The organism is Streptomyces sp. NPDC107550 (genome assembly GCF_055639095.1).
Map to the genome: position 1 here is coordinate 175,696 of NZ_JBVKBC010000002.1, position 23,055 is coordinate 198,750.

At 71.3% G+C, this 23,055-nt stretch carries 26 protein-coding genes, 1 tRNA gene and 1 pseudogene; 16 read left to right on the plus strand and 12 right to left on the minus strand.

All coding sequences use genetic code 11. The annotated features are described in order from the left end of the window. The first annotated feature begins 3 nt into the window (after positions 1-3). Complete coding sequence (locus ACZ7LY_RS03645) at positions 4-1,398, plus strand: MFS transporter (protein ID WP_471622847.1); 1,395 nt, start codon at positions 4-6, stop codon at positions 1,396-1,398. Positions 1,399-2,278: 880 nt separating this feature from the next. On the opposite strand, the gene ACZ7LY_RS03650 is transcribed toward ACZ7LY_RS03645, so the two are convergent. Continuing rightward, on the minus strand, positions 2,279-2,737 hold the full coding sequence (locus tag ACZ7LY_RS03650) for a hypothetical protein (protein WP_471622848.1): 459 nt from the start codon (positions 2,735-2,737) through the stop codon (positions 2,279-2,281). 18 nt (positions 2,738-2,755) lie between these two features. Beyond that, on the minus strand, positions 2,756-3,433 hold the full coding sequence (locus ACZ7LY_RS03655; protein ID WP_471622849.1) for a hypothetical protein: 678 nt from the start codon (positions 3,431-3,433) through the stop codon (positions 2,756-2,758). A 124-nt stretch (positions 3,434-3,557) separates the two neighbouring features. Between ACZ7LY_RS03655 and ACZ7LY_RS03660 the strand changes: the two genes are divergently transcribed. Then, complete coding sequence (locus ACZ7LY_RS03660) at positions 3,558-4,052, plus strand: GNAT family N-acetyltransferase (RefSeq protein WP_471622850.1); 495 nt, start codon at positions 3,558-3,560, stop codon at positions 4,050-4,052. Positions 4,053-4,110: 58 nt separating this feature from the next. On the opposite strand, the gene ACZ7LY_RS03665 is transcribed toward ACZ7LY_RS03660, so the two are convergent. Next, entirely contained in the window at positions 4,111-6,141 is a 2,031-nt protein-coding gene (locus tag ACZ7LY_RS03665; protein WP_471622851.1) for an MDR family MFS transporter, read from the minus strand. A gap of 168 nt (positions 6,142-6,309) precedes the next feature. On the opposite strand from ACZ7LY_RS03665, the gene ACZ7LY_RS03670 reads away from it, so the two are divergent. Beyond that, positions 6,310-7,176: a peptidoglycan-binding domain-containing protein gene (locus ACZ7LY_RS03670; RefSeq protein WP_471622852.1), complete on the plus strand. Its 867-nt coding sequence runs from the start codon at positions 6,310-6,312 to the stop codon at positions 7,174-7,176. Positions 7,177-7,519: 343 nt separating this feature from the next. Here the strand turns inward: ACZ7LY_RS03670 and ACZ7LY_RS03675 are convergent, their stop codons facing one another. Further along, positions 7,520-8,212, minus strand: coding sequence for an HAD family hydrolase (locus ACZ7LY_RS03675; protein ID WP_471622853.1), 693 nt, complete (start codon positions 8,210-8,212; stop codon positions 7,520-7,522). A 287-nt stretch (positions 8,213-8,499) separates the two neighbouring features. Between ACZ7LY_RS03675 and ACZ7LY_RS03680 the strand changes: the two genes are divergently transcribed. The 3 genes and pseudogenes from ACZ7LY_RS03680 to ACZ7LY_RS03690 all read left to right on the plus strand — a co-directional run. After that, complete coding sequence (locus tag ACZ7LY_RS03680; protein WP_471622854.1) at positions 8,500-9,180, plus strand: HNH endonuclease family protein; 681 nt, start codon at positions 8,500-8,502, stop codon at positions 9,178-9,180. A 150-nt stretch (positions 9,181-9,330) separates the two neighbouring features. Continuing rightward, positions 9,331-11,097, plus strand: a complete 1,767-nt coding sequence (locus ACZ7LY_RS03685; RefSeq protein WP_471622855.1) for an alkaline phosphatase D family protein — start codon at positions 9,331-9,333, stop codon at positions 11,095-11,097. 274 nt (positions 11,098-11,371) lie between these two features. Next, positions 11,372-11,767 (plus strand): annotated as a pseudogene (locus ACZ7LY_RS03690) (DoxX family protein); the annotation flags it as partial. Between the two features lie 217 nt (positions 11,768-11,984). Here the strand turns inward: ACZ7LY_RS03690 and ACZ7LY_RS03695 are convergent. Then, positions 11,985-12,602, minus strand: coding sequence for a superoxide dismutase family protein (locus tag ACZ7LY_RS03695; protein WP_471622856.1), 618 nt, complete (start codon positions 12,600-12,602; stop codon positions 11,985-11,987). A 289-nt stretch (positions 12,603-12,891) separates the two neighbouring features. On the opposite strand from ACZ7LY_RS03695, the gene ACZ7LY_RS03700 reads away from it, so the two are divergent. Both ACZ7LY_RS03700 and ACZ7LY_RS03705 read left to right on the plus strand, forming a co-directional pair. Next, positions 12,892-13,524 (plus strand): DedA family protein, encoded by a 633-nt coding sequence (locus ACZ7LY_RS03700; protein ID WP_471622857.1) that lies wholly within the window; start codon positions 12,892-12,894, stop codon positions 13,522-13,524. A 148-nt stretch (positions 13,525-13,672) separates the two neighbouring features. Further along, entirely contained in the window at positions 13,673-13,909 is a 237-nt protein-coding gene (locus ACZ7LY_RS03705) for a YbjQ family protein (RefSeq protein ID WP_471622858.1), read from the plus strand. A 56-nt stretch (positions 13,910-13,965) separates the two neighbouring features. Here ACZ7LY_RS03705 and ACZ7LY_RS03710 read toward each other — a convergent pair whose 3' ends face one another. From ACZ7LY_RS03710 to ACZ7LY_RS03720, 3 genes are all read right to left on the minus strand, one after another. Continuing rightward, on the minus strand, positions 13,966-14,205 hold the full coding sequence (locus tag ACZ7LY_RS03710) for a DUF2277 domain-containing protein (protein WP_471622859.1): 240 nt from the start codon (positions 14,203-14,205) through the stop codon (positions 13,966-13,968). Positions 14,206-14,273: 68 nt separating this feature from the next. Beyond that, positions 14,274-14,630: a YciI family protein gene (locus ACZ7LY_RS03715; protein WP_471622860.1), complete on the minus strand. Its 357-nt coding sequence runs from the start codon at positions 14,628-14,630 to the stop codon at positions 14,274-14,276. 116 nt (positions 14,631-14,746) lie between these two features. Then, a complete protein-coding gene (locus tag ACZ7LY_RS03720; RefSeq protein ID WP_471622861.1) occupies positions 14,747-15,355 on the minus strand; it encodes a dihydrofolate reductase family protein in 609 nt (202 codons plus the stop codon). Between the two features lie 167 nt (positions 15,356-15,522). On the opposite strand from ACZ7LY_RS03720, the gene ACZ7LY_RS03725 reads away from it, so the two are divergent. The 4 genes from ACZ7LY_RS03725 to ACZ7LY_RS03740 all read left to right on the plus strand — a co-directional run bounded on the left by ACZ7LY_RS03725 (position 15,523) and on the right by ACZ7LY_RS03740 (position 18,722). Further along, positions 15,523-15,915 (plus strand): hypothetical protein, encoded by a 393-nt coding sequence (locus tag ACZ7LY_RS03725; protein WP_471622862.1) that lies wholly within the window; start codon positions 15,523-15,525, stop codon positions 15,913-15,915. Positions 15,916-16,112: 197 nt separating this feature from the next. After that, the gene (locus ACZ7LY_RS03730; RefSeq protein ID WP_471622863.1) at positions 16,113-16,901 is read left to right on the plus strand and encodes an ATP-binding cassette domain-containing protein; all 789 of its coding nucleotides are present in this window, start codon (positions 16,113-16,115) and stop codon (positions 16,899-16,901) included. After that, on the plus strand, positions 16,898-18,133 hold the full coding sequence (locus tag ACZ7LY_RS03735) for a hypothetical protein (RefSeq protein ID WP_471622864.1): 1,236 nt from the start codon (positions 16,898-16,900) through the stop codon (positions 18,131-18,133). The genes ACZ7LY_RS03730 and ACZ7LY_RS03735 overlap by 4 nt, the downstream gene beginning before the upstream one ends. Beyond that, positions 18,126-18,722: a hypothetical protein gene (locus ACZ7LY_RS03740; protein ID WP_471622865.1), complete on the plus strand. Its 597-nt coding sequence runs from the start codon at positions 18,126-18,128 to the stop codon at positions 18,720-18,722. Before ACZ7LY_RS03735 ends, ACZ7LY_RS03740 begins: the two co-directional genes overlap by 8 nt. 223 nt (positions 18,723-18,945) lie before the next feature. Here the strand turns inward: ACZ7LY_RS03740 and ACZ7LY_RS03745 are convergent. The 4 genes from ACZ7LY_RS03745 to ACZ7LY_RS03760 all read right to left on the minus strand — a co-directional run bounded on the left by ACZ7LY_RS03745 (position 18,946) and on the right by ACZ7LY_RS03760 (position 21,332). Continuing rightward, positions 18,946-19,036, minus strand: a tRNA-Ser gene (locus ACZ7LY_RS03745). 106 nt (positions 19,037-19,142) lie between these two features. Further along, a complete protein-coding gene (locus ACZ7LY_RS03750) occupies positions 19,143-20,369 on the minus strand; it encodes a site-specific integrase (protein ID WP_471622866.1) in 1,227 nt (408 codons plus the stop codon). 152 nt (positions 20,370-20,521) lie between these two features. Next, the gene (locus ACZ7LY_RS03755; protein WP_471622867.1) at positions 20,522-20,773 is read right to left on the minus strand and encodes a hypothetical protein; all 252 of its coding nucleotides are present in this window, start codon (positions 20,771-20,773) and stop codon (positions 20,522-20,524) included. Between the two features lie 202 nt (positions 20,774-20,975). Further along, positions 20,976-21,332 (minus strand): helix-turn-helix domain-containing protein, encoded by a 357-nt coding sequence (locus ACZ7LY_RS03760; RefSeq protein ID WP_471622868.1) that lies wholly within the window; start codon positions 21,330-21,332, stop codon positions 20,976-20,978. Positions 21,333-21,543: 211 nt separating this feature from the next. Between ACZ7LY_RS03760 and ACZ7LY_RS03765 the strand changes: the two genes are divergently transcribed. The 4 genes from ACZ7LY_RS03765 to ACZ7LY_RS03780 all read left to right on the plus strand — a co-directional run bounded on the left by ACZ7LY_RS03765 (position 21,544) and on the right by ACZ7LY_RS03780 (position 23,004). Then, complete coding sequence (locus ACZ7LY_RS03765; RefSeq protein ID WP_471622869.1) at positions 21,544-21,915, plus strand: XRE family transcriptional regulator; 372 nt, start codon at positions 21,544-21,546, stop codon at positions 21,913-21,915. After that, positions 21,899-22,135 (plus strand): hypothetical protein, encoded by a 237-nt coding sequence (locus tag ACZ7LY_RS03770; RefSeq protein WP_471622870.1) that lies wholly within the window; start codon positions 21,899-21,901, stop codon positions 22,133-22,135. Before ACZ7LY_RS03765 ends, ACZ7LY_RS03770 begins: the two co-directional genes overlap by 17 nt. 96 nt (positions 22,136-22,231) lie before the next feature. Next, positions 22,232-22,582, plus strand: coding sequence for a hypothetical protein (locus ACZ7LY_RS03775; protein ID WP_471622871.1), 351 nt, complete (start codon positions 22,232-22,234; stop codon positions 22,580-22,582). Next, the gene (locus ACZ7LY_RS03780) at positions 22,579-23,004 is read left to right on the plus strand and encodes a hypothetical protein (RefSeq protein WP_471622872.1); all 426 of its coding nucleotides are present in this window, start codon (positions 22,579-22,581) and stop codon (positions 23,002-23,004) included. Before ACZ7LY_RS03775 ends, ACZ7LY_RS03780 begins: the two co-directional genes overlap by 4 nt. The last annotated feature ends 51 nt before the right edge of the window (positions 23,005-23,055 follow it).

The following is a 23,055-nucleotide window of genomic DNA, read 5'->3' on the forward strand; positions in this document are numbered from 1 at the left end:
CCGTTGGCCAGTGCCACCACCATCGCTGTCAGTACCGGCAGGGTCTCGGCGCCCGGCCGGACCCGTCCGACCTCCACCGACGTCACCGTCACCGACCCCTCGCTCGTCAAGCGCGCGGTCAAGGCGGCGGCACTCGGCAACGCGATGGAGTGGTTCGACTTCGGCGTCTACGGCTATCTGACCGCGACGCTCGGCCATGTCTTCTTCCCGACCGCCTCCAGCACCGCACAGGTCCTGTCCACGCTCGGCACCTTCGCCGCCGCGTTCCTGGTCCGGCCCATCGGCGGCGCCTTCTTCGGGCCGCTCGGCGACCGCATCGGGCGGCAGCGCGTCCTCGCCATCACCATGATCATGATGGCGACCGGCACCTTCGCCATCGGCCTCATCCCCTCCTACAACGCCATCGGCGTGTGGGCGCCCGTGCTGCTGATCGTGGCGCGCATGGTGCAGGGCTTCTCGACGGGCGGTGAGTACGGCGGCGCGTGCACCTTCATCGCCGAGTACGCGCCCGACAAGCGGCGCGGGTTCTTCGGCTCGTTCCTGGAGTTCGGCACGCTCGTCGGCTATGTCGCCGGTGCGGGGCTCGCCACCGTACTCACGACGACGCTCTCCGACGGCGACCTGTACGGGTGGGGCTGGCGCGTGCCGTTCCTCATCGCCGGGCCCATCGGGCTCGTCGGCCTGTACGTCCGCATGAAGCTGGAGGAGACTCCCGCCTTCCAGAAGCTCGCCGACGAGGCCGAGGCCAAGCAGAAGGCGCAGCCGAAGCCGAAGCTCCGCGAGATGTTCGTCGGCAAGGGCGCCGCCAACGCCATGCTGCTGTGCGTCGCCCTCGTGCTCGTCTTCAACGTCACCGACTACATGCTGCTGTCGTACATGCCGACCTTCCTCAGCGAGGAACTGGGCTACGACGCCACCCACGGCACGCTCATCCTCATCGGCGTCATGCTGCTGATGATGGCCGTGCAGATCCCCATGGGCATCGCCAACGACCGCTTCGGGCACCGGAAGGTCATCGGGGCGGCCTGCGTGGGGTTCGTCGTACTGTCCGTGCCGGCCGTGCTGCTGATCCGGGCCGGGTCCACGTGGTCCATCGCCGTGGGTCTTGCCGCGCTGGGGCTGCTGCTGGTGGGGTTCACGTCGTCGATGCCGTCCACGCTGCCGGCGCTGTTCCCGACGAAGGTGCGGTACGGGTCGCTCTCCGTGGGGTTCAACTTGTCCGTGTCGCTGTTCGGCGGGACGACTCCGCTGGTGGCGGCTGCGCTGATCGCGGCGACGGGGAATCTCATGATCCCGGCGTATTACATGATGGCGGCGGCGGTCATCGGCGGAGTGGCCGCCTACCGAATGCGCGAATCAGCCGGCCGCCCCCTCCCGGGCTCTCCCCCGGCGATCTAATCCCGGCCTGCGCAGTTCCCCGCGCCCCTGAGGTGGGTGGGTGGCTCAGCCGGTGGGTTTCCTCGACTTTCGTCGTGGCTGGTCGCGCAGTTCCCCGCGCCCCTGTCGGGGCGACTGCGTCGCCACCTCCCCCCTGGGGAAGCTGGGGCGAAGCCCCGCTTCCAGGGGCGCGGGGAACTGCGCGAGAAGCCCCACCGGGCCGCAGAAAACAACGCACGGTCGTGCCCCGATAGGGGCGCGGGGAACTGCGCGATCAGCCCCCACCGGGCCGCAGGTGACCACGCGCGCGTAGTGCCCCGATAGGGGCGCGGGGAACTGCGCATTGCGGTACTGCAACGGGGCTTCGCTGGCGGCAGCCTACGGCTCGGCGTAGTAGCCGATCGTCAGGGCGCGGGGCGTGGCCCGATCCCGGATGAGTACCTCTCCCGAACCCCCCGACGGCAAGTCGACCCCACCCCCGTAAGGGACCGCCATACCCCCAACCCACACCTCAGAGGCCGGCTCATCCTGAGACCCCCGCACCCAACAAACCTGCCACCCCGCGGCGGAGCCGACCCCCCACCGAAATTCCAGGTGCACCCGGGACACGAACAACCAGTCCTCAGGCGTGACCAACCGACAGAGCGAAGAATCCCGCCCGACCCGCACAACCGCCCCGGGCACACTCTCCACCTCGGCCATCACCATCCCCGCGGTGACTTCCCCCGCCCCGCCGCCCCCGGCACCCGCGCCGGCAACCGCCGCCATCGTCAGCTCCAACACCGCGCCGCCCCCTCGCTAGCCCGCCCACGACCACGCGACCGGCATCCTACGACGCGAAACACCCCCGCGCCCCTGCCAGTTGCAGGGACGCGGGGGCGCGGGGGCGCGGAACGGGCGTTCAGATGTTCAGCAGGCGCTCAGCCGTCTCACGGTAGTCCTGGAGCGCGACGCGCAACCGCTCCGTGTCGGTGGCCGCCCCCGCCCCCTCCCACCCCGCACGCAGCGCACCCCGCCGCTCCGCCAGGGACTCCGTCAGAGAACGCGTCAGGTCCTCCAGCACCCGGTCCGCCTCCTCCACACTCGTCCGCGGATCGTCGACGAACGTCGTCAGCGCGTGCCGCAGCCGCCCGTGGAACTCCTCCTGCCCCTCGGGCCCGACGAGCCCGTCATGCCGGTGATGAGCACTGCGCTCATGCCCTTCGCGCCCGGCGACGAGCGGAGCCCCCTCGTCCTGCTCGACACCACGCGGCGCCCCCGAACTCAGCGGGTTCACCTGCGTGTTCGTACGGTCCATGCCGGTGCGCCCGGTGTTCACGGCCGCGCCGGTGTTCGTGTTCGTGTCGCGCATGTCATGCATGTCGTCGTCCTCCTCGGCTCAACTGCCCTTGGCGAGGCGGCCCTTGAGCGCGCCATGACTCTTGTGCTGTGCGGCGCCGGACTCGGCGCCGGTGCCGATGTCGGCGCTGTGCCGGGGCGACCGGCCGTGGCCCCCGCGCTCGGAGCCGAGCAGGTCGTCGAAGAGGGGCCGCGCCTCAAGCAGCGCCTCGCGCAGCTCCTCCGTACCGGCCTGGCTCTCTTCCGCACGCCCCACGCGGGGATGCGCGGCGCGGTGCACGCGCCGGTAGCCGTGCACGTGCGGCCCGTGGTGGACGGAGAGCGCCTCCAACTGCTCCTCGTACCGCGCCCCGTCAGGGAACCCGCGCTCCCGCGCGAGGTCCGCGAGGACGAGGTCGGCCTCGGCGACGGCCTCCTCCGGCGACTCGACGAACCGCTCCTGCGCGTCCGCCCAGCGGGCCAGATAGCGCGAGCGCGACGCGGGGTCGAGCGGCCGCGTGCGCAGCGAACCGTGCCGGCGCACGCGCTCGGCCAGCTCGCGTTCGGCGGCCTTCGTGTCGCCGTCGTGCCGGGCGACCGCGCGGTCGTACTCGGGGCCGAAGCGCCTGCGCAGGCCGCTCCCGCCGCGGGCACCGGCGGTGCGCGCCGCGAACAGCGCCGCGGCGCCGACCACGACGATCCCCACCACGATCAGAGCGATGATCACGCCTGTGGACATGGGTGTCTTCCCGACCTTCCCGGTGTGCGTCAACGGTGACTGTTCCGTGGCGAGTTGCCCGCGAACGCCCCGCCAAACAGAAATTCGGTTGCCGCCCGCTCGGCCGCGCCGCCCACAATGCGCCATGCGCACCCCGTGGACCGTCTCCCCCGAGCCGTACGACTCGCCCGCCGCGACCGCGCTCTGGCGCGCGTACTACACCGAGGTCAGCGACCGCTGGTACCGGCTGCACGAGGACCGCACCACCGACCCCGACGAGCTGGAACGCGAGATCGCCGCGGCCCCCGGCACCGACCTCGCCCCGCCCACAGGACTGCTCCTCCTCGGGCGGTACGGCGACGAGCCCGCGGGCATGGCCGGTTTCCGCCTCACCGACCCGCGCACCGCCGAACTGACCCGCGTCTACGTCCGCCCCGACCTGCGCGGCACCGGCGGCGCCGCCCTCCTCGTGACCGCCGCCGAGGACGCGGCACGCGCGCGGGGCGCCCGCCTGATCCGCCTCGACACGCGCGCCGACCTCGTCGAGGCCCGCGCCCTGTACGCGCGTCTCGGCTACGAGGAGACCGCTCCGTACGCGGACCGCATGTACGCCGAGCACTGGTTCGCCAAGAAACTCTGACCCGGGCGGCGGCCCCGGCACGTGAGGCGGCTCAAGCAGCTCCGGCGGATCGGACGGCTCAGGCGGCGAGGCCCGGGGTGAGGCCGTCGTGGGGGCGCTCCTGGTCGGAGCCGCACATCTCGGCGTTCAGCTCGGACACCAGCCGGTTCAGGTCCGTGGGCCGGTCCGGGCCCCACCAGTCGCCCAGCAGCTCCGCCAGCGAGTCCTCCCGCGCCTTCCCGAGCCGCGCCGCGACCTCGCGCCCCTCGTCGGTCAGCACGAGGTCCACGCCCTCGCGCACCGCGAGCCGCCGCTCCTCGACCTGCCGGGCCGCCTCGATGATCACCGACAGGGGTACGGCACTGCGCTCGGCCAGCGCGGCCGGCTCGGCCCACCCGTACCGGTTGACGCGCAGCAGCAGCCAGCTCGCGGCGGGCAGCAGGTCGTACCCGGCCCGCGCGGTGATCTTCTCGTAGATCGCCTTGCGGCCCTCGCGCGTCCCGAGCGTCGACAGCGCCCGCGCGACCTCCTCGTACGAGGACCGCTCGACCGGGTTCGAGGCGAGCGTCTGCGTCGTGTCGGGGGCGGTGACCGAGGCGCGCAGCTTGTCCTCGCGCAGGAACCACGACAGGACGAACGCGAGCACCGCGACCGGCGCCGCGTACAGGAACACGTCCGTGATCGACGACGCGTACGCATGCAGCACCGACGCCCTGACCTGCGGCGGGAGCCCGCCGATGCCGCGCGGGTCGGCCTTCAGGGCGTTCGCGTCGACCCCCGGCGGCAGCGCCTGCCCGCTGAGCGCGGCGGTCAGCTTCGTGGCGAGCCGGTTGGCGAAGATCGTGCCGAAGATCGCCACGCCGAAGGACGCGCCGATGGACCGGAAGAACGTGGCGCCCGAGGTGGCGACGCCCAGATCCTCGTACGGGACCGCGTTCTGCACGATGAGCACGAGCACCTGCATGACCAGGCCGAGCCCGAAGCCGAACACGAAGAAGCAGCCGCTCATCGCCCACGTCGAGCTGGTCTCGGAGAGGTTGTGCAGGAGGAGCAGGCCGATCGTGGTGACGCCCGTGCCCGCGACGGGGAAGACCTTCCAGCGGCCGGTGCGCGACACGATCTGGCCGGAGCCCGTGGACGACAGCAGCATGCCGACCACCATCGGCAGCATGTGCACACCCGACATGGTCGGCGAGACACCCCGTACGACCTGGAGGAACGTCGGCAGGTACGTCATCGCGCCGAACATGGCGAAGCCCACGACGAAGCTGATGACCGCCGACAGCGTGAACGTGCGCACCCGGAACAGCCGCATCGGCAGCACCGGCTCCGCCGCCCGGAACTCCACGAACACGAACACCACCGCCAGCGCCACGCCCGCCACCGCGAGCCCCACGATCTGCGGCGAACCCCAGCCCCACGTGGTGCCGCCGAGCGAGGCGACGAGCACGAGGCAGGTGGCGACGGACGCGATGAGGAACGTGCCCAGGTAGTCGATCCGGTGCTTGCGGGAGCGGACCGGGATGTGCAGCGCGGCGGCGATGACGCCGAGCGCGACGACGCCGACCGGCAGGTTGACGTAGAACACCCACCGCCAGCTCAGATGCTCCGTGAACAGGCCGCCGAGCAGCGGCCCGAGCACGCTCGTCGCGCCGAACACCGCGCCGAACAGACCCTGGTACTTGCCCCGCTCGCGCGGCGCCACGATGTCCCCGACGATCGCCATCGACAGCACCATCAGGCCGCCGCCGCCGAGGCCCTGGAGCGCGCGGAAGCCGATGAGCTGCGGCATGTTCTGCGCCATCCCGCACAGCGCCGACCCGACCAGGAACACGGCGATGGCGATCTGGAACAGCTTCTTGCGGCCGTACTGGTCGCCGAGCTTGCCCCACAGGGGCGTCGCGGCCGTCGCGGCGAGCATGTACGCGGTGACGACCCACGACAGATGTTCCAGACCGCCCAGGTCGCTCACGATCGTGGGCAGCGCCGTCGAGACGATGGTCTGGTCGAGCGCGGCGAGCAGCATGCCGAGGAGCAGCGCCCCGATGGAGACCAGCACCCCGCCGCTCTTGCCCGTCTCGACGGCCGCCGCCTGCTGGGTCCTCGTCATGACCACCTCCGGGCTCCGTACGTTCCCATCCTGGTAGGTGTGACCCGTTTTGGCCTGTTGAGTCCTGCTGGGCGGGGTCGAAGTGCGGCGATTTCCGGGGGCCAGGGGGCCACGGGGGCGCGCGGGGTCTGCATAATGCGCTGCAACGCTCAAAATGGGGGGCCAGCGATGAGCAGCGCCGGCGGCGACGGCACCGACAGACCCGACGACACGGGTCCGCGCAGGGATACGGGTACGGATACGGGTACGGGGTGCCCGGAGTGCGGGGCGCGGGAGTGCGGGTGCGACCCGGAGAGCTTCGGGCCGCTGCGGGTACGCCCGTACGTCAGCCTGCCCGAGCCCTCCCAGCCCGTGCCGCCCCGGGCCGCCGACCCGTACGCGCGGGCGCCACTGCCGCCCGAGGCGCCGCCCGCCGACGACACGGGGGACGCGCCCGAGCCCGAGCGGCGGCGGGCTCCGCTGCTGCTGATGTCGGCGGTGGCCGGGGTGCTGAGTGTCGCCGCGCTCGTGACGGTGCTCATCACCTCCGGTGACAGTGACGGGGACCCGCGCCCCCAGAAGGCGGCGGCCGGGTACACCCCGGCGCCCTCCGCCTCCGCGAGCGGGCGTGCCCCGGCGTCCGCGTCCGGTACGCCCACGTCGGCGCCGCCGTCATCGAGCGCGCCGGCATCGGCGTCGGCGTCCGCGTCCCCGTCGGCCTCGGCGAGCGCGTCGGCGACGGCCTCGGCGTCCCCGAAGTCCAGCGCGCCGGCGACCCCCACCCACCGCCCTGCCACCACTCCGACCCCGTCGCGCACGGCGACGCGGCCGCCCGAGGCGCCGCCGACGCTGCGGCGGGGGGACCAGGGCCCGGCGGTGACGGACCTCCAGACGCGCCTGGCCCGCCTCAACCTCTACCTGGGTCCGGCCAACGGCCACTTCAACGGGCCGACGGAATACGCCGTCCGCACGTACCAGTACGCCAGGGGCCTGTACGAGGACGCCCGGGGCGAGTACGGCCCCCAAACGAGGGCGTCCCTGGAATCCGAGACGTAGCCCGAGCCCCGGCTGTCCTGAACGGTTTGCGCAGTTCCCCGCGCCCCTGGGTAGTCGATCACCTTCCGCCCGGTGGGGCGTCTCGCGCAGTTCCCCGCGCCCCTGGGGAGTTCTCCGGTTGAGGCCCGCTGCCCTGAACGTTGCGCAGTTCCCCGCGCCCCTGAGGGAGCGGGGCTTCGCCCCAGCTCCCCAGGGGAGGAGGTGGCGACGCAGTCGCCCCGACAGGGGCGCGGGGAACCGCGCACGGTGGAGGCAAGGGGCCCGCACCCTAAGAACCCCGGCGGAGGCCGACTACCTAAGGGGCGCGAGGAACCGCGCACGGCAAGTTCAAGGGACCCGCACCTTAGGACTCGCCGAGGTGGATCAAGAACTCCCCCGCCCGGGGACCCGCCTCGACCCGAACCCCGGCCAGGTCAGGAACACAAACATCGGCCCCCTGCCCAAGGGCCCGCACACCAACCCCCACCACCCGCATCCCGGCCCCCCGCCCCGCAGAAATCCCCGCAACCGAGTCCTCGAACACCACGCACTCCGCAGGAGCAACCCCCAGTTCAGCCGCCCCCTTCAAGAACCCCTCAGGATCCGGCTTACTGGCGCTGACCCCCTCCGCAGTCACCCGCACCGCGGGATACCGCAACCCCGCCGCCCCCATCCGCCCGGTGGAAAGCCCCAGATCCGCCGAGGTCACCAGCGCATGCGGCACCCCCAACTCCTCCAGCGCCCCCAAGAACTCCCCCGCCCCCGGCACCGCCACGACCCCGTCCATGTCCGCGGTCTCGGCGGCCAGCATCCGCGCGTTGTCCGCGTAGTTCTCCTCCATGGGCCGCTCGGGCAACATCACGGCCATCGTGGAGTACCCCTGCCGCCCGTGCGCGACGGCCATGACCTCGTCGGGGTCGAGCCCGTGGTCGACGGCCCACCGCCGCCAGATCCGCTCGACGACCGCGTCCGAGTTGACGAGCGTCCCGTCCATGTCGAGGAGCAGGGCACGGGCGGAGAGCACGGTGGGTGCGGAGAAGGCAGGGCTGGCCGTCATCGGCGTACTCCAGAGAACGGAGACGTACAGGCCCGCGGACGCGGACCCGAAAGGGACACGCGAGACAAGGCGGCCCCGCCCGCCGGTCAGGGTGAACGGGCGGGAGCCACTTTGTTCAACCACGATACAAAAACCTGCCCCCAAGCGCCAATCACCAGAAACCCCCCAACCCCCACCACCCCCAACCCCGCACCGCCCCAAGGGTGTTGACCAACCCCCCGCTTGACGCGACCCTGTCACCCGAACGCCCGCTCCCCACGCACCCCCACACAGAAAAGGGAGTTCAGATGCACCCCACCATCTACGCGCGTCACCCCCGCCGGACCCGCCGCACAGCCACCCGCGCCACCCCCACCCTGACCACGGCCGCCACCCTGGCCACAGCCGTCACCCTGATATCCGCCCCGCCCGCCCAGGCGGCCCCGCCCACCCCGGTGACGGCGGCGACGGCCCGTACGTACCTCTCCGAGCTGACCGTCAAGGCGGAGGGCTCGTCCACGGGCTACAGCCGCGACAAGTTCCCGCACTGGATCACCCAGTCCGGCACCTGCAACACCCGCGAGGTCGTCCTCAAGCGCGACGGCACGAACGTCGTCACCGACGCCAACTGCGCCGCCACCTCCGGCAGTTGGTACTCCCCGTACGACGGAGCGACCTGGACCGCCGCCTCGGACGTCGACATCGACCACGTCGTCCCGCTCTCGGAGGCGTGGAAGTCCGGCGCCAGTTCCTGGACGACCGCCCAGCGCCAGGGCTTCGCCAACGACCTGACCCGCCCCCAGCTCATCGCGGTCACCGACAACGTCAACCAGTCCAAGGGCGACCAGGACCCCGCGAAGTGGATGCCGCCGCGCGCCGCGTACGCCTGCACGTACCTGCGCATGTGGGTCCAGGTGAAGCACTACTACGGCCTCACCGTCGACTCGGCCGAGAAGTCCGCCCTCCAGTCCGGCCTCAGCGGCTGCTGACCCCCGAACTCCCCACCCCGGCAAGGGAACCACCCACGCCGGACAGACGTTCTCCCCATTGAGCCCGACCACCGGAACACCCCGACCACCCGACCACCCGTCCATCCGACCAGAAACCCGGAAACCCTGAGACCCAGCGGAGGCGATCACGTGGTGAAGCTGCGCCTCGGCCCCCTCCTGCGGTACGTGGACGAGGACACCGCCACCGTCTGGGTGGAGGCGAGCCGCCCGTGCCGCGCGGAGGTGCGCTGCGCAGACGGCGCGTACGGCGGTTCCCGTACGTTCCAGGTGGCCGGGCACCACTACGCGCTGGTGCGGGTCTCGGGCCTGACCCCGGGCACGGAGACGGCGTACGAGGTGATGCTCGACGGGAGCGGGGTCTGGCCCGAGCCGGACTCCCGCTTCCCGCCGAGCACCATCCGCACCCCGCACCCGGCACCACCACCCGCACCGGTCCTCGCACCGGCGCCCTCCGACAGCCCCCGGGACGACCTCCCGTCAGACGCCGAGTCACCCCCCGTACGGATCACGTTCGGCTCCTGCCGCTGGGCGGCGCCGCCCTCCGGCGGGCACGACCCGGTCGGCCCCGACGCCCTCGACCAGCTCGCCGCCCGCCTCGCCGCCGACCCGGCCGCCGACCGCCCGGACGTGCTGGTCCTGCTCGGCGACCAGATCTACGCCGACGAGACCTCGCCCGCGACCCGCGCCTGGATCTCCCGCCGCCGCGGCCTCGACGAGCCGCCGGGTCCGCAGGTCGCGGACTACGAGGAGTACACCCATCTCTACTACGAGTCCTGGCTCGACCCCGAGGTCCGCTGGCTGCTCTCCACCGTCCCCACCTGCATGATCTTCGATGATCATGATGTGGTTGACGATTGGAACACCAGCGCGGCCTGGGTGCGGGACATGCGGGCGACGCCCTGGTGGCGCGAGCGCATCCTCAGCGGCCTGATGTCGTACTGGGTCCACCAGCACCTCGGCAACCTCTCCCCCGCCGAGCTCGCCAAGGACGCCCTGTACGCCGAGGTCAGCGCGGCGCCGGACGGCACGGAGGCCCTGCGCACGTTCGCGGCCCGCGCCGACACCGACGTGAGCACCGCCCGCTGGAGCTACCGCCGCGACTTCGGCCGCGTCCGCCTGCTCATGGTCGACAGCCGCGCCGCCCGCGTCCTCGACGAGGACCGCCGCGCGATGCTCGACCCCGACGAGGCCGACTGGCTCCGCGCCCAGGCCCTCGCCGACCGCCCCGCCGGCGACCCCGACAGCCCCGGTGACCCCGGTGACACCGGCGCCCCGCCCCCGTACGACCACCTCCTGATCGGTACGTCACTGCCCTGGCTGCTGCCGCACCTCGTGCACGACGCCGAGACCTGGGACGCGGCGCTGTGCCGGGGCGTGCGCGGCCCTCGCTGGGCGCGGTTCGGGGAGAGGCTGCGCCGGGCGGCGGACCTGGAGCACTGGGCGGCGTTCCCGGAGTCGTTCGACGGCCTCGCGGACCTGATCGGGGAGATCGCCTCGGGTCCGGCGGCGCCCGCGACGGTCGCGGTGCTCTCCGGCGACGTCCACCACGCCTACGTGGCGGAACCGGAGTGGCCGAAGCCCCCGGACGCGGGCGCTGAACTGCGCTCCAGAGTCGTGCAGTTGACGTGCTCGCCCGTGCACAACTCGGTGCCCGCGACGATCCGCGCCGGGTTCCGCTTCGGGTGGAGCCGCGCGGGCCGCGCCCTCGGCCGCCTCCTCGCCCGGCACGCCGGAGCGGCGGCGCCGCGCGTCAACTGGCGCAAGACAGGCGGGCCTTGGTTCGCCAACCAGCTCATGACGCTGACCCTGAGCGGTCGTTCGGCCCGCCTGACGCTCGACCGCGCCGACGCGGCGAAGGGCCTCACCCGGACCGACGCGCGCACCCTGAGCGCCTGAGGTTTCCCTCCCGTACAGCTCAAGTACTTCCGGGCGTAAGGAAGTTGGCCCGACCATCGGCCTCCGTTTTCGGCCGCCGGTGGCGCACACCCGTACGCGCCTTCACACACCCCTCACCTCTGGTCCGGACCAATGACGGTCGAGCGGGCCCGGCGCAGGGAAGAAGAAGCGGAGGAAAAGCATGGCTGAATGTTGAACTTGCAAGTACTAATTAGGGTCGCCTAATCTGGGGCGCTCGGTTACGTCCCCGACCGAGCAGAAGGAGTCCCCCCACATGCCCGCACGCCTCAACCACGCCCAGCCGTACGCCCTCGGGCTGTTCCGGATGGTCGTCGGCCTGCTGTTCGCCTGCCACGGCGCCGCCGCTCTCTTCGGCGTCCTCGGCGGCCTCGAAGGTTCCACCGTCCCCACGGGCACCTGGCCCGGCTGGTACGCGGCCGTCATCGAACTCGTCGGCGGCGCCCTCGTCCTCGCCGGACTCGGCACCCGCGCGGCGGCGTTCGTCTCGTCCGGCGCGATGGCCTACGCGTACTTCGACGTGCACCAGCCGATGGCCCTGTGGCCGCTGCAGAACGGCGGCGAGCCGTCCGCGATGTTCTGCTGGTCCATGCTGCTGCTGGTCTTCACCGGCTCGGGCGCGTTCGGCCTGGACCGGCTCCTCGCGGCGCGCGCCGGGCGCGACACGGGCGCCGGTCACGGCACCGGCACTCGCTCTGGCTCTGCCCTTGGTTCGCAGGGCGGTCCCGCCGGCCAGAGCGGCGAGGACAGTCAGGGCGGCCAGAGCGGTCAGGGCGGCCAGAGCGGTCAGGGCGGCCAGGGTCAGGCGGCCGTCACCGCCTGACCCGCGCGGCCCGGCGCCCCGGTGGCCCGGCACCCCGGCGGCCCGATCAGACGGCGGGGTCGCCCGGCGAGGCGAAGGGCACGGTGAAGCAGCCGCCCCCTCTCCCGGTGACCCCGTCCCGGATCACGACGGCCCCGGCCTCCCCCGGCCGGGGCCCCCACGACCGGTGCGCGACCGCCGACCCTTCACCGTTCGCATCCGCGAAGACCGTGAGCCGGATGTCGTTTTCTGCACCTTTTTGACGCCCGCTGAAATGGCGCCCCTCGGGCCGGTTCTGGTAGGGCGGCCCGGCGGCCTCCGCGTCGGCCCCGCACGGCCCCCGGTGCACGCGGAACCCGTAGAGCCGGCCGGGGGCGAAGTCCCGTACCGCGACGGCGACCATCATGCCGTGCACGGCGTCGCCGCGCTGATCGACCGCGATCGACGCGGCGGCCGGCACCAGCGCCATGTCGTACGTCACCGCGTCGGAGGGCACGAAGGCGGACGGCGGCGCGAACCGCCCCTCGGCATGCACCCCGTACGCACCCGGCGCCTGCGCTTCTACTTCCGCCTGCGCTTCCGGTACCGCACTCCCGCCGGTGCTGCCCTTGGCGCTGCCGACCCCGCTCGCGGTGAGCGCGGCGACCGCGAGCACCCCCGCGACCACGGCCCGTCGAACGACCATCTCCGTCTCCTTCCCTGCCTAAGACCTCTGCCTAAGACCTCTGCGTGAGACCTCTGCGTGAGACCTCTGTGCCGGACGCCGCTCTGCCTGAGGCGACGTCGTTCAGGGAGTTGATCGGCAGGCGGGGCGTGGCGGACGAGTGAACCGGGTGAACGTGACGTGGGGAACATCTGTGCCCCATGCGTCACTTGGACAACAACCGAGGCGTACGCTGTATAGCTGTCATGACGCCGCTCCTGCCAGGAGGGAACGGTCGGGGGAACGGTTCCGTACGGGGAGTTGGCGCGCGGTGTTGGAGAGTGTGGGGTCGCTGACCGGCAGCCCGTGGATCTACGCGCTGGTGGCGCTCTCCGTGCTGTTCGACGTGTTCGTGCCGGTGCTGCCCAGCGGCGTGCTCGTGATCACGGCGGCGACAGCGGCGGCGGCCGGTTCCGGTGCCGCCACCGGGCAGGTCCCGCACGGGGTGCCCGATCTGCTGGGGCTCACCGCGTGCGCCGCGACCGCCTCCGTCCTCGGTGACCTCGTCGCGTACCGGCTCGCGTGGCGCGGGGGCGCCCGGCTGGACCGGGCCATCGCCCGTTCGCGCCGCCTCACGACCGCGCAGGAACGTCTCGGTGGGGCGCTGGCCCGCTCCAGCGGCGGCCTGCTGGTGATCATCGCCCGGTTCGCCCCGGCGGGCCGCTCGGTCGTCTCCTTCGCGGCGGGCTCGGCGCATCGCCGGGTGCGCGAGTTCCTGCCGTGGTCGGCGCTGGCGGGCGTGACCTGGGCCGCGTACAGCGTGGCGCTCGGCTACCTCGGCGCGCACTGGCTCGGGGCGAGCTGGCTGTCGACGGTGGTCTCGCTGGCGGCGCTGGTGGGGGCGGGGGTGCTGGCGGTGTACGTCATGCGCCGACCGGCGGCGACGGCGGCGGAGAGCGCCTGACGCGGGACCAGCCGGCGGGGCTGGTATTCGGGGCGCCCGCTGGGCAGGCGCCGGCGGTATGTCTCGTTCCGTACTGTCCGCGTGCGCGCGGAGGCCCGAAACTGCGCGGGTGACGACGCGACATGACTTCCCGGTCCCTATGCGAACCGTGGAGACGCCCACGGACCCGGCCGCCGTCCGCGACTCGTTCCTCGTGTGGAGCGCGGCGAGCACGACCCCGGCCGACGCGTTCGCCTCGCTCAGCCAGGCCGCCGCCCGCCTCGGCGCCCACGAGGTGGTCGGCGTCCGGCTCAGCCGCGCGGTCGACACCCGGCGTCCGTCACCGCTGTTCGGCCGCGATCCGGCCTGGGACGTGGTGGCGTACGGGACGGGGCTCGTCTACTGAGGCCGTCGGGGCTCTCGCGTACTGCGGCCGTAGCGGAAGTGCTGGGGCTACGAGAACTAAGAGGCCGGGGTGCGAGCGGTGGCGGTGGCGCCCCTGACCTCCAGGCCGTCGAGCAGCGCGGCGGTCGCGCGGGCGATCTCGTCGACGGCGCGGTCGAACACCTCCTTGTTGTGCGCGGCGGGTGCCCGGAACCCGGACACCTTCCGCACGTACTGGAGGGCGGCGGCGCGGATCTCCTCCTCCCCGGCCTCCTCGGGGAGCGCGGGCGGGCGAAGGGTCTTGATGCTGCGGCACATACGTCCAGTCTGCCGCTCCCGGCCCGCCCGCGACAGCGCCCGCGACGCTTGTTACGCGGCTTGCCCGGTCAGTCGCCCTCGATCTCGCGGACCTCGGCGGTGACATGCCAGTCGGCGGGGTGAATCTCAAGAAAACGGTTGACCCACTTCAGGGCCTCGGCGCGGTCGGCGCACCGGGTGAGGGAGTACCCGCCGATGACCTCCTTGCTCTCGGTGAAGGGGCCGTCGGTGTAGTGCAGCTTGCCGTTGTCCCAGGTCACGCGGGTCGCCTGGGCGGTGGGCAACAGTCCGCGGGTCTCCTCCATCACCCCGGCCTCGGTGATCTCCTTCAGCAGCTCGCCCATCCGCCGGCCGAACTCGGGCCCGGGGTCGGAACCGGGTCCGTGCTGCTCGTCGACGTGGATCAGGGTCAGAAAACGGGGCATGGCGTTCTCCTCAGGTGACGCGGTACGGATCGTGCTCACCTGGACGTCGAACGGGCGGGACGCGGATCGACACGGGCCACGAAGAATTTCCGTAATCACGCGGCGAGGCTCGGCTGTCACGCGGGGGCGCCGAGGGGCGGGTGCGCGAGCACGCGGGGCGCGTACTCGACCATCTGCGTGCCGCCGTCGAAGGTGCGGTGGCCGATCATGTCGAGGGCGACATCGGGATAGCCGTCGTAGATGCGCTCCTCGCCCGTGGCCCCGGTGATCACCGGGAACATCACCACGCGGAAACGGTCCACGAGCCCCGCCGAGAGCAGGGAGCGGGCGAGGCTGAGGCTGCCGAGCGTGCTGAGGAGCCCCGACCCGTTCTTCTTCATGGCGCGGACCGCCTCTACGGCGTCGCCGCGGATGAGCGTGGAGTTCTCCCAGGTCAGCGGGTCCGGGAGGGAGGAGGAGAACACGACCTTCGGCGCCTGCGCGAGCTGGTCGACGGAGTCGGCCTCCTCGGGCCTGACCTCGCCCTCCGGCCCCAGCGGGATCTCCCCCGTGGCGAAGCCCGACATCAGGCGGTAGGTGTTCGCGCCCATCAGATACGTGACCTCGGGCTGCTCGGCGAGCCACGCGAAGTACTCCGGGCCTTCGAGGCCCCAGAACCCGGGCCAACCCTCGCCGGAGGCGTAGCCGTCGAGGGTGGTGATGAAGTCGACCAGAAGCTCCGACATGGCGGGCTCCTTCCGTGGGGGCGGTTGCTCGGGGGCGGTGCTGAGCTGTCACGAACATGGACCGTGGCGGAGCGTCGAACTCATCGGCGGACGGATTCGACCACCCGTTCGCGTGAACTCACGGGAGACACGTGCACCCGCAATTCGAACAGACGTACCATTGAGGGGTGGCAGCGAACGATGACTCCGACTCCGCATTCGACTTCCCGAGCGACCTCCTCGCCGGCCAGGAGGAGCTGCACCAGGTCAGAGCCGAGCTGTCGGCTCTGCTCAAGCGGCTCCCCTGGTCCGTCGCGCCCGCGGACGCCATCAGCGACACCCAGGGCTGGCGCAAGGTCGAGCGCCCGGCGTCCCCGGGCTGGACCGACGACGAACAGGCGGAGGTCGAGAAACTGCGCCGACGCGAACTGGAACTGGCCGTCTTCGTGACATGCCACCGCTACTGGTCCGCCCTCTCCGGCCCCGACGCGGTCCAAGCCCGAGCCCACCTGAAACACACCCACGCCACCCCACCGAACCCGGAATCCCCGGAACCCCCGTCGTCGCCCCAGCCAGGCTGACCTCCCGAAGAGAACACCCGCAGCCCGCGCCCCCGCGCCTCCGCAAGCTGACCAACTACGTCAGATACGAGCTGGCCCCCGACGCCGACCGCGTACGTGGCGGTACCAGTGCGTGCGTCCAACTGGGCTGGCCCGTACCGGACCGCTGCTCGGTCCAGGCCCAACCCTCGTTCCGCTACTGAGAGCGGCGACCACCCATGAGTGAGACCCTCACCGGCGACGTGCGCCTGCGGGCCGCCGACCTGCTCGTCCGCTACCGCAGCGGCCCCGCCGTCCTGGACATCCCCGAACTGTCCCTGCGCAACGGCGTCACCACCCTCACCGGCCCCAACGGCGCCGGAAAGTCGACCCTGTTGAAAGTCCTCGCTCTGCTCCTGCGGCAGACGGCCGGTTCCGTATGGCTCGGCGACCAGGCAGTCGATCCCCGCCGCGACGGACGGCGCTACCGCGCGAAAGTGGGGTACCTCCCCCAAGAACCCGCGTCCCCCGGCCACTTCACCGTGCGCGAGGCAGTCACGTACTCGGCCTGGCTACGGGGAATCCGGCGCGGCACCCGGGACGAGGCCGTACAGAACGTGCTCAGCCGGCTCGCCCTGGAACCCGTCGCCGCCACCCGGCTCAAGGAACTGTCCGGCGGCAACCGCCAACGCGCTCACATCGCCCAGGCCGTGGTCCACGAACCGTCCGTCCTCCTGCTCGACGAGCCCACGACCGGCATCGACGTAGAACACCGCGTCGAACTCCGCGATCACCTGCGCGGTCTGGGCGCCACCCGCTGCGTCCTGATGAGCACCCACCACACCGAGGACATCGAACTGCTCGCCGACCGCGTCGTCTCCCTGCGCCAGGGCCGCGTCGTCTTCGACGGCTCCCCGACAGAACTCATCGCCCGCGCCGAAGGCCCCGCCGTCTCCGTACCAGGCCCCTCCCCCGAAGCCCGCTCCATCGAACGGGCCCTGCGCGAACTCGGCGGAGGAGCGCAGTGAACCTCACCACGATCCTCGCCCGCCGCTCCCTCGGCCGCACCGCCTTCGTCGCCTTCGCGGCGGTGGCGCTCCTCAACACCGCGCTGCGTTCCCTGCAGTGGCGGCACGAGTGGATGTGGGCGGTCTACCAGTACAACTTCACCGTGATGCTCCTCGGGCCGCTGCTCGCGGGCGTCGCGGCCTGGGAGGGCCGTCGGCTGGCCAAGGCACAGTCCTTCCTGCTCAGCCACCACCGCCCCCTCGCCCTGCTCTCGACCTCGGTGCTCGCCCTGTGGGCCTGGTGCGCCCTCGCCTTTCTGACCGGGCTCGCCCTCGCCGGCGCCATCGTGATCGCCGCCGGAACTCCGTGGCAGTTCGGCCCGCGCGAAGCCTTCACCGTACTGCCCGCGCTCCTGATGCTGCTCGCCGAGTGCGCCCTCGGCCTGGTCGCCGGCTGGCTCAGCGGCAGCAAACTCGCCCCGCCACTCGCCGCGATCACGGTCTTCCTGGCCACCCTGCTGCTGTACGCGGGTGACCTCTCGGAGTTCGTGATGGTGGGCGGCGCCACCAGCTCCCTCATCGGCCTCCGGCCGAAGGCCGGCACCCAGGCATGGCAGTGCCTCTTCTACCTGCTGGCGTCGGCCGTCACGATCCTCGCGGGGGCGTGGCTGGCGACGTGGTACCGCACACCGAGCCGGCCGGTGATGGCCGTCGCGGCGATCCTGGCCGCGCTGGCGGCGGCGCAGTTGACCACGGTCAGCCCGCTGTACCTCGAAGCACGCAAGGGTGACGTCGTCTGCCACGGCTCCGCACCCCGGATCTGCCTGGGCCGCTCCTACCAACGGTTCGAGCCCCGGCTGCGCGCGGAACTCACCCCACTGGACAGCGCGATCGGCGCCCTCGGCCTGCCCGCCCCGACCGCGTACCGGCAGGACGCCCTCACCACCGGCCACGGCACGACACAGCTCGACCTGGACACGATCACGGGCACGGGCGCGGGCCCGGGCAGCGGCAAGGACGGCCTGATCGACATGACCCTGGGCGCCTACTACACGTCGGCATGCGACATCGAACCCCGCACCCGCATGGAACGGAACTTCACCACGGCCCGCTACTACCTCGCCACGGCCGTCGGCGCCGACCCCGGCCCCGCCGATCCCGCACTCGACCCCAAAGCCGCGCGGGGCAGCGCGGCCGAACGCAAGGACGTCGTCCGCAAGGCGTTCAAGGGCCTGATGGCCTGCGATGCCTGACGCCGCCGCCCGCTCCCTCGCCGCCCTCCCCCTGGCCGCCCGCCGCTGGCACCTCCCGCGCCTGCTCGCGGCGGCCGCCGGATGCGCGCTGCTGTGGGTGGCGACCCCGCTGCGCCTCTTCGACGTACCGGCGCGGGACGGGGTCCAGGGGGCGCTGTGGCCGATGGTCCCGGCCCTGTTCGCGGCGTTCGTCCCGACGACCCTCGGCACAGCCGCCGACATCCTGGAACGCACCGCTCCCCACCCCCGCCGCCTCCGCGCGTACATCACCGGCGCGGTACTGACGACCGCCACCGCGCTGGCGACGACGGGCGCGCCCACGGACGCGGTCATCGCCTACCGCAACACGGCGCTCCTGGTCGGCCTCGCCTTCCTCGGTACGTGGCTGCTGCCGCCCGGCGCGGCCTGGACCCCGGCGGTCCTCACCCCCCTCACGATGTGGCTGATCGGCACCCGCCCCCAGGGCCAGGTGGAACCCTGGTCCCTCCTGCTCCTCCCCGCCGACACCCCCTACGCGACCACCACCGCCACCCTCCTCCTGACCACCACAACAACGGCCTACATCACCACAGGCCCCAAAACCCCGTGACCGCCGACCACCGCATAGAGGCCCCTCGCCCAAGAAGCGAGGGGCCTCTATGCGCCCCGACGCCACGTCGCGCCCCTCTACCGGCGCTTCTTCCAACGCGGGTGGCTGGCGCGGACACCGCCCGACGAAGATCGTCGATCCCGTCCCCTAAATATCCCACAAACGATCTAGAAAACCCCCCTCACCGATCACGGCGAAGGGGGTTTCAGCAGGTCAGCTGCGGTGGGCGCGGACGGTTTCGAACCGCCGACATCCTGCTTGTAAGGCAGGTCTTCCGTTTAGACAGGGCTTCCGAGACTCGCCGAGACTCGCCCGATCTCGAACGCCCTGGATCTTCACCTCGGATCCTGCGCTCGCCGAGAGTCGCCGAGACCCACCGAGGGGGGCGTGTGGACTCTTCGTGGACTTCGGCCCAACTCGTCACTCGGCAACCCGGAGTCCACTTCCCTCGCCTCCCTCCCCGGTCAGCGCCTTGCGGACCCGCTCCTGCGCCCCCTCACCCTCGTGCGTATAGATCCACGTGACCTTCCCGCCACGCCTCTGCCCGAGGAACGCCTGGGTGTCAGCCTCCTTCACGCCCGCGTGGTGCAGCCGCGTCGCCACGTCATGCCGGTACTCGTAGAGCCGCGGCCACCACTCCGTCCGCCCCGTCTCCGGGTTCTTCACCAACCGCGCCACACCCGCCTGCTGGGTGGCCTTCTTCCACGGCCGCTGCAAGTTGTTCATGTTCAGCGCGGAACCCTTCGGACCACGGAACACCAACTCCTCCGTATGCAGGTCGTAACCGTCACCGATCGCTGAACGCGTGCGCTTCGGCTTCCACTTGGCGACCATCCACCGGATCGCCTCCATCGCCGTCGGCGTCAACGGCACCGTACGGAATCCCGCCTCCGTCTTCGGCGCCTCCTGCCGGCACAACCGCCCCTTGTCCAGCACGAGAATCTCGCGGATCTGAGCGGTCATGGCCTCCTCGTCCACACAGTGCAGCCGCAGACCCGCATACTCACCAGGCCGCATACCGGTCTCGTACGCGAAGTCCCGCAGAATCCGCTGGTAGTACTCCGGAAGCGCCGCGTGAATCAGCGCGTACTGCGCCTCCGTCGGAGGCTTCAGGTCGTCCGGGTGCTTGGCCGGCTTCGGCGCGGTGACCTCCAGGTGCGCCGCCGGGTTCTCCTTGATCCGCTGCCCATCCTTGATCGCAGCGTCCAGGAGGTTGATGAGCAGACGCCGCACCTGGCACTGCGTCCGGTACCCCTTCACCTCGGTCGTGAGCCACTGCTGGAGCGCCATGTACTCCAGGTCGATCAGCTTGTACTCCGACCACCTCGGCCTGACATGCGCCGTCCAGATGCTCAGCTTCCGGTTCCGGGTCTTGATCTTCCCCTTCTTGCCGTGGACCCCCCAGTACTCCTCCCACCACTTCCCCAGAAGGACCTTGCCCCGCTCGGGGTCGCGGTACGAGCGCTGCCGCACAGCCGTACGCGTCTCATCGAGGAATGCCTCGGCTGCCTTCTTCCCGCCGTCCTTGATCGGGAAGTTCCGCGCCTTCTGCTTCCCGGTGGGGTCGCGGTAGCGGGCCTGCCACGCGCCCACGCAGTCGCGGCGCTGCTTACGCTCGCCGTGTTCAGCCGGTGGGAAGGCTTCCATGCACAGGGGGCAGCCACAGTTCTTCGAACGGATCTGCCGAGGGTTGTTGCTGGCTCTACGCGGCACTTCTGTCCCCCTTGCTGGTGCCGTAGCTCTCCATCAGAAGATCGGCAGGGAAAGCCACACTGCCGGTTCGGCTGCCCTGCCCGGGCTTACGCGCCAAGATTGATCACCTCTTCGCCCCTTCGCTGCTGCGGGATGCGTGCGGACAGCCGGATCGGCTCTCCGCACCAGCAGCGTGCACCGAACTCCCGCTGCGGGATGCGAAGTTCAGCCAGAACTGCGCGGACAGCACGGAAGGCGAGATGAGGGGTATGCAACTCGACGGGGATGGTGATCAGTTGGCGATCCGCGTCCCACGGGTCGAGCGTGGCGAGCGGCGCGTACTGCACGCGAATGCACATGGCGGTCCCCCAGAAACACGAGCTGTCAGAAGAGAGCCGTGGGGGAGGACATCGGCCGTGCGATCGAAGGTACCCCCCATCTAGGGGAATATGCCACCACGCAGAGCAAGAATTGTGGGGACGGCGTCACATAGAGTGTTCGAGTCCGTTTACGTCAGACCCTGCGGCTCAACAAAAGGTTGTACGCGACCTTGGGCTGGAGTCAGCGGTTGCTGTCCCGGAGGGCCAACGCCTGGATCTCCATGATCTCTTGCTGCTCCTCCGTCAACCCCTGGAAGATTTCGAGCAGGCGCTCGGCGCGCTCTGGCGAGACGGGGCCCGGCGCTCTACGGCCGGCGGCATCGGACAGGCGCTTGACGCTGTACTTGGGGTACCGGCTAGCCAGCTTGGCGATGGCTTCGCTGCGCGGGGTGCGCTTGCGGTGCAGCCAGGTGTTGACCGTGGAGACGGAGACGCCGATGGACTCCGCGACTCGGCTGCCGTTGACCTTGTACTCGGTCATCAGCTCGTTCAGTACCTGCGCGAAGTCCTCTGTGGGGTCGGGCTTCTCGGTTTCCACGCGCCAAGATTGCCCCGCCGCTTCTACTTTTCGCAAGTGAAAGTAGAAGCGTGACGCGTTCTTGTACGGCGCATGACCTCCCCGTCGCGCGCCCTCTGTACGTGAGTATGCCACGCGATTAGAACGCACGTTCGATCAATCGACAGATCCCGAGATTTCTCGGCCGATCTCGGCGAACCCCATTGACGTGACTTCGACTTCGACTGTAGAAATGTCGCATCACCCCGACACCGGAGTGAGCACCAACCTCACCAAGCACGAGGCCCACATGCCCAAACTCAGCCGCAAGGGCGAAGGCAAGCCACTCCGCGACGCCATGGCGCGAGCCGGACTCTCTGGACCGGAACTCGCCGAGGCCACGAAAGAAGTGGACCCGAAGGGAAGGGGCATCAGCGCCTCCACCGTCGGCCGCCTCACCGGGCGCGGCAAGACCGCCCGCACCCAATGCGAGCTGACCACGGCCTGGCTCCTCGCCGAAGCACTCCACAAGAGGACGAGCGCCCCGCTCCAAGACCTCTTCAGCATGCCCACACGTTCGACTACGACAGTAGAAAGGTCAAGGTCTGATGCCGAAGAAGAGTGACCGCCTCACCGTTCTCCCGGCCGGACTCGTGCCCCTGCTGAGCCAGCGCGAGATCGAGACGTACTACGGCGTCTCCGACTGGCAGATCCTCCAGTGGATCAAGCAGGGGATGCCCACGGTCCCCTTCGCCGGGCGCGGCCGGCGCTTCAACCTCGCCGACTGCGAGGCGTGGCACGCCGCGAACGCGCAGCCGGACCCGCAGCTCGCCGCCACCGGCTGATCCCTCCCCTGAACGCGCCGAAGGGCCGCTCCGACTTGCCGGCCTGAGCGACCCCACGACTACGGCGCCCCTACCTGAATCGAAAGAGAGGCCCCGATGGGCATCGAGACTACCGTCCGCCCGCCGAACACCTACGCCCTTACGAGCGACAACCGGCTCGCCGTCGAGTCCCTGATCGACCGGACCGGCCTGCCCGCCCCGACCCTGATCGCCCGCCCCGACGCCGTGTACGTGGCCGTGTCGGACGTCGACGACCTGGAGACGTGGCTGTCCGCGCTCGGCGGCCGGGTCCACGTGGCCCACGCGGGCGACGGCCTGGAGCTGTGGACGCTGCGCACGCAGACGGAGCCGCGGACGGACGGCTCGGTGGTGCTGGTGCGGGTGGCTGTGCCGGTGCCTGCGGGCGAGTTGGTGCAGGAGCACGTGCGTGCGGCGGTGGCTGCGTGAACACGAAGCGGGTGAACGCTGCGGCCGGGGTGATCCTCGCCGCGCTGGAGCAGAACCGTGTGCCTGCGGGTATCGCGCTGGCGTTGGAGTCGGCGGGGTTGTTGATGTCGCCGGAGGTGGCGGCGGAGTTGGAGCGGCTGCGGTCTCGGGTTGCCGAGCTGGAGGTCCGCTGTCTGCCGAAGCTCTGCGAGTGCGGGCACACTCCGCTGGTCCACACGGTTCCCGAACCGCGCTCGTGCTTCGCGGGAAAGGTCGAGGGCGCCGGGCCCTGTGACTGCGGCTCGTACCGGCAACTCTCGTACGCCGAGGCTGAGCGTCGTCTCGCTGAGTCTCAGGCCAGGCAGTCCGCGGACAGGTTGACGGCGCTGCTCGCCCCGACGCAGGCCCTCCGCGACGACGCGACGGGCGGTAGCTCGTGCTGACGATCCCGATCCTCCTCGCCGCGCTGGCCCTGTTCGGCCTCGGCTGCCTGC

Excerpts from the sequence above, each read along its gene's own strand:
- ACZ7LY_RS03740 (WP_471622865.1), top strand. The coding sequence starts at position 18,126 with ATGCCTGACGCCGCCGCCCGCTCCCTCGCCGCCCTCCCCCTGGCCGCC.
- ACZ7LY_RS03755 (WP_471622867.1), bottom strand. The coding sequence starts at position 20,773 with ATGTGCATTCGCGTGCAGTACGCGCCGCTCGCCACGCTCGACCCGTGG.
- ACZ7LY_RS03665 (WP_471622851.1), bottom strand. The coding sequence starts at position 6,141 with ATGACGAGGACCCAGCAGGCGGCGGCCGTCGAGACGGGCAAGAGCGGC.
- ACZ7LY_RS03710 (WP_471622859.1), bottom strand. The coding sequence starts at position 14,205 with ATGTGCCGCAGCATCAAGACCCTTCGCCCGCCCGCGCTCCCCGAGGAG.
- ACZ7LY_RS03675 (WP_471622853.1), bottom strand. The coding sequence starts at position 8,212 with ATGACGGCCAGCCCTGCCTTCTCCGCACCCACCGTGCTCTCCGCCCGT.
- ACZ7LY_RS03650 (WP_471622848.1), bottom strand. The coding sequence starts at position 2,737 with ATGCATGACATGCGCGACACGAACACGAACACCGGCGCGGCCGTGAAC.
- ACZ7LY_RS03775 (WP_471622871.1), top strand. The coding sequence starts at position 22,232 with ATGGGCATCGAGACTACCGTCCGCCCGCCGAACACCTACGCCCTTACG.
- ACZ7LY_RS03730 (WP_471622863.1), top strand. The coding sequence starts at position 16,113 with ATGAGTGAGACCCTCACCGGCGACGTGCGCCTGCGGGCCGCCGACCTG.
- ACZ7LY_RS03715 (WP_471622860.1), bottom strand. The coding sequence starts at position 14,630 with ATGCCCCGTTTTCTGACCCTGATCCACGTCGACGAGCAGCACGGACCC.
- ACZ7LY_RS03670 (WP_471622852.1), top strand. The coding sequence starts at position 6,310 with ATGAGCAGCGCCGGCGGCGACGGCACCGACAGACCCGACGACACGGGT.
- ACZ7LY_RS03750 (WP_471622866.1), bottom strand. The coding sequence starts at position 20,369 with ATGGAAGCCTTCCCACCGGCTGAACACGGCGAGCGTAAGCAGCGCCGC.
- ACZ7LY_RS03720 (WP_471622861.1), bottom strand. The coding sequence starts at position 15,355 with ATGTCGGAGCTTCTGGTCGACTTCATCACCACCCTCGACGGCTACGCC.
- ACZ7LY_RS03660 (WP_471622850.1), top strand. The coding sequence starts at position 3,558 with ATGCGCACCCCGTGGACCGTCTCCCCCGAGCCGTACGACTCGCCCGCC.
- ACZ7LY_RS03695 (WP_471622856.1), bottom strand. The coding sequence starts at position 12,602 with ATGGTCGTTCGACGGGCCGTGGTCGCGGGGGTGCTCGCGGTCGCCGCG.
- ACZ7LY_RS03770 (WP_471622870.1), top strand. The coding sequence starts at position 21,899 with ATGCCGAAGAAGAGTGACCGCCTCACCGTTCTCCCGGCCGGACTCGTG.
- ACZ7LY_RS03655 (WP_471622849.1), bottom strand. The coding sequence starts at position 3,433 with ATGTCCACAGGCGTGATCATCGCTCTGATCGTGGTGGGGATCGTCGTG.
- ACZ7LY_RS03765 (WP_471622869.1), top strand. The coding sequence starts at position 21,544 with ATGTCGCATCACCCCGACACCGGAGTGAGCACCAACCTCACCAAGCAC.
- ACZ7LY_RS03680 (WP_471622854.1), top strand. The coding sequence starts at position 8,500 with ATGCACCCCACCATCTACGCGCGTCACCCCCGCCGGACCCGCCGCACA.